The organism is Citrobacter sp. JGM124, from assembly GCF_018257795.1.
Classification (GTDB): Bacteria; Pseudomonadota; Gammaproteobacteria; order Enterobacterales; family Enterobacteriaceae; genus JGM124.
In genome coordinates this window covers 1-3,503 of sequence record NZ_JAERJD010000025.1, presented here as the reverse complement: position 1 = coordinate 3,503, position 3,503 = coordinate 1, and the positions used below count along the sequence as shown (strand labels likewise).

Here is a 3,503-nt window from a genome sequence, read left to right as displayed (position 1 = left end):
GGCTCCCTCGTGCGCTCTCCTGTTCCTGCCTTTCGGTTTACCGGTGTCATTCCGCTGTTATGGCCGCGGTTCTCTCATTCCACGCCAGACACTCAGTTCCGGGAAGGCAGTTCGCTCCAAGCTGGGCTGTATGCACGAACCCCCCGTTCAGCCCGACTGCTACGTCTAATCCGGTAACTATCATCTTGAGTCCAAACCGGAAAGACACGACAAAGCGCCACTGGCAGCAGCCACTGGTAACTGATTTAGAGGAGTTAGTCTTGAAGTTATGCGCCGGTTAAGGCTAAACTGAAAGAACAAGTTTTGGTGACTGCGCTCCTCCAAGCCAGCTACCTCGGTTAGAAGAGTTGGTAGCTCTTTAACCTTTGAAAAACCACCGTTGGTAGCGGTGGTTTTTCTTTATCCAGAGGTTACTACCTCACGTTCTTTGTCGTCAAGGTCATGAATCTAAAGATACTGTTTCTTCAGATGCAGCTACCTCAGCTTCCGCGAACACCTTTTCAACAACACGAAGAATCTTGTAGGCCTCTGTTTTACCGAAGTTTTTATCTATATGGTAATCAGCCCGAACCCTGGTTTTTCTTGTTGCTATCATTTTTTGTGCAAACTGAACAAGTTTTTCATCTCCCGAAGCAAGTAATTTTCTAATAACCTTCTCATGGGATGAAACATCTTCATATGCACCAGGCAATTCATCAGCAATAGACTTTAAATAATGATAAAGTGCATAATAAGCAGATCGCGCGCATGTGCGATACTCGATCTCTTCATTAATATAAATATATCCATCAACGTCAAACTTGGCGTATGATGATTTTGCAAAATCCAACATCTGCTTCGATGAAATCATGATAAATCACCCAGTTCGAAATTAAACGAAATCTTGGTCTTTATAATAGAATCATACTTTATTTTAGCTATTTCTGAAGTAAACTCATCCTCTATATCTATGAGATAATCCATATCATCTTCAGAGCCATTTAAAATAAAGCTAAATGCTAAAAACTCATAACCTTCATCACTAAAAACATGATGGGAATAACCATAAGAGCCATCAAGATCTTTCGTTTTAGAAAGTGTATTTCTTGAGAATACATCAAAACAATCAAGAAGATAGTTAGACAATTCTTTTTTTATCTTCTTGTTTCTAAAGATGAAATCATTAAACTCGCGGACGTGTGATTCAAAATCGAAAGCCATATCATCATTATACAAACTAAGATACTTATGCATGTACGTATTTGATGATTCTATATCAGCGCAAAAAGAACATGATTTTATAGCTGACACAAGAAAATCCCGATCATCATAAAGCAAATCAAATTCCTTTATGTATCGGTATGCTTCTCTATAACGCATTGAATTATTAAGCGCGTATATAAGATTATAGTACGAGCTTTCATCTCTTCTTTCAAATGCATTTGAAACGCTAATTAATAAGTTGTCTATATCTGCTATTTGCGAAAAATAGCACGCTGATATTTCATCGTAGACAGGACTATTTGCTTTGAAAAGCGAATCCAGGTACATAACAACCTTTGCTCTTTCAAATTCAGATATACTTCTTTTTTCTCCTATGACCCTATTTAATATATCTAAAGCTTCATTATCTGCTTTTTTAAGTGAAATAGATGCCATTAACCATATCCAACTGTAATAATTTAAAATGAAGATAGCATCTTATCGGAAGAAACGTAAATAACTTCAGCACTGGTTTTAACATAACGTCGCATTACGCGCACCGCTCAGGCGGCCTGAGCGGTGCGCGTAATGCGACGTTATGTTAAAACCAGTGCTGAAGTTATTTACGTTTCTTCCGATAAGATGCTATCTTCATTTTAAATTATTACAGTTGGATATGGTTAATGGCATCTATTTCACTTAAAAAAGCAGATAATGAAGCTTTAGATATATTAAATAGGGTCATAGGAGAAAAAAGAAGTATATCTGAATTTGAAAGAGCAAAGGTTGTTATGTACCTGGATTCTCTTTTCAAAGCAAATAGTCCTGTCTACGATGAAATATCAGCGTGCTATTTTTCGCAAATAGCAGATATAGACAACTTATTAATTAGCGTTTCAAATGCATTTGAAAGAAGAGATGAAAGCTCGTACTATAATCTTATATACGCGCTTAATAATTCAATGCGTTATAGAGAAGCATACCGATACATAAAGGAATTTGATTTGCTTTATGATGATCGGGATTTTCTTGTGTCAGCTATAAAATCATGTTCTTTTTGCGCTGATATAGAATCATCAAATACGTACATGCATAAGTATCTTAGTTTGTATAATGATGATATGGCTTTCGATTTTGAATCACACGTCCGCGAGTTTAATGATTTCATCTTTAGAAACAAGAAGATAAAAAAAGAATTGTCTAACTATCTTCTTGATTGTTTTGATGTATTCTCAAGAAATACACTTTCTAAAACGAAAGATCTTGATGGCTCTTATGGTTATTCCCATCATGTTTTTAGTGATGAAGGTTATGAGTTTTTAGCATTTAGCTTTATTTTAAATGGCTCTGAAGATGATATGGATTATCTCATAGATATAGAGGATGAGTTTACTTCAGAAATAGCTAAAATAAAGTATGATTCTATTATAAAGACCAAGATTTCGTTTAATTTCGAACTGGGTGATTTATCATGATTTCATCGAAGCAGATGTTGGATTTTGCAAAATCATCATACGCCAAGTTTGACGTTGATGGATATATTTATATTAATGAAGAGATCGAGTATCGCACATGCGCGCGATCTGCTTATTATGCACTTTATCATTATTTAAAGTCTATTGCTGATGAATTGCCTGGTGCATATGAAGATGTTTCATCCCATGAGAAGGTTATTAGAAAATTACTTGCTTCGGGAGATGAAAAACTTGTTCAGTTTGCACAAAAAATGATAGCAACAAGAAAAACCAGGGTTCGGGCTGATTACCATATAGATAAAAACTTCGGTAAAACAGAGGCCTACAAGATTCTTCGTGTTGTTGAAAAGGTGTTCGCGGAAGCTGAGGTAGCTGCATCTGAAGAAACAGTATCTTTAGATTCATGACCTTGACGACAAAGAACGTGAGGTAGTAACCTCTGGATAAAGAAAAACCACCGCTACCAACGGTGGTTTTTCAAAGGTTAAAGAGCTACCAACTCTTCTAACCGAGGTAGCTGGCTTGGAGGAGCGCAGTCACCAAAACTTGTTCTTTCAGTTTAGCCTTAACCGGCGCATAACTTCAAGACTAACTCCTCTAAATCAGTTACCAGTGGCTGCTGCCAGTGGCGCTTTGTCGTGTCTTTCCGGTTTGGACTCAAGATGATAGTTACCGGATTAGACGTAGCAGTCGGGCTGAACGGGGGGTTCGTGCATACAGCCCAGCTTGGAGCGAACTGCCTTCCCGGAACTGAGTGTCTGGCGTGGAATGAGAGAACCGCGGCCATAACAGCGGAATGACACCGGTAAACCGAAAGGCAGGAACAGGAGAGCGCACGAGGGAGCC

Annotated in this window: 4 protein-coding genes and 2 pseudogenes; 3 read left to right on the top strand and 3 right to left on the bottom strand. The window is 38.1% G+C overall.

The features are described from left to right. Positions 1-130: 130 nt before the first annotated feature. A pseudogene (locus JK154_RS17860) lies at positions 131-244 on the top strand (replication initiation protein). A 195-nt stretch (positions 245-439) separates the two neighbouring features. On the opposite strand, the gene JK154_RS17500 reads toward JK154_RS17860, so the two are convergent. Together JK154_RS17500 and JK154_RS17505 are read right to left on the bottom strand one after the other, a co-directional pair. Beyond that, the gene (locus tag JK154_RS17500) at positions 440-850 is read right to left on the bottom strand and encodes a HEPN domain-containing protein (RefSeq protein WP_039265655.1); all 411 of its coding nucleotides are present in this window, start codon (positions 848-850) and stop codon (positions 440-442) included. Beyond that, entirely contained in the window at positions 847-1,638 is a 792-nt protein-coding gene (locus JK154_RS17505) for a hypothetical protein (protein ID WP_211994019.1), read from the bottom strand. The genes JK154_RS17500 and JK154_RS17505 overlap by 4 nt, the downstream gene beginning before the upstream one ends. A gap of 227 nt (positions 1,639-1,865) precedes the next feature. Between JK154_RS17505 and JK154_RS17510 the strand changes: the two genes are divergently transcribed. Next, positions 1,866-2,657, top strand: a complete 792-nt coding sequence (locus tag JK154_RS17510; protein WP_211994019.1) for a hypothetical protein — start codon at positions 1,866-1,868, stop codon at positions 2,655-2,657. Then, the gene (locus JK154_RS17515) at positions 2,654-3,064 is read left to right on the top strand and encodes a HEPN domain-containing protein (protein ID WP_039265655.1); all 411 of its coding nucleotides are present in this window, start codon (positions 2,654-2,656) and stop codon (positions 3,062-3,064) included. The genes JK154_RS17510 and JK154_RS17515 overlap by 4 nt, the downstream gene beginning before the upstream one ends. A gap of 195 nt (positions 3,065-3,259) precedes the next feature. On the opposite strand, the pseudogene JK154_RS17855 reads toward JK154_RS17515, so the two are convergent. Continuing rightward, positions 3,260-3,373: pseudogene (locus JK154_RS17855) on the bottom strand (replication initiation protein). Positions 3,374-3,503 lie beyond the last annotated feature (130 nt).

Bases quoted from the DNA above. Each gene is read 5' to 3' on its own strand.
- JK154_RS17500 (WP_039265655.1), bottom strand. From the start codon at position 850: ATGATTTCATCGAAGCAGATGTTGGATTTTGCAAAATCATCATACGCC.
- JK154_RS17505 (WP_211994019.1), bottom strand. From the start codon at position 1,638: ATGGCATCTATTTCACTTAAAAAAGCAGATAATGAAGCTTTAGATATA.
- JK154_RS17510 (WP_211994019.1), top strand. From the start codon at position 1,866: ATGGCATCTATTTCACTTAAAAAAGCAGATAATGAAGCTTTAGATATA.
- JK154_RS17515 (WP_039265655.1), top strand. From the start codon at position 2,654: ATGATTTCATCGAAGCAGATGTTGGATTTTGCAAAATCATCATACGCC.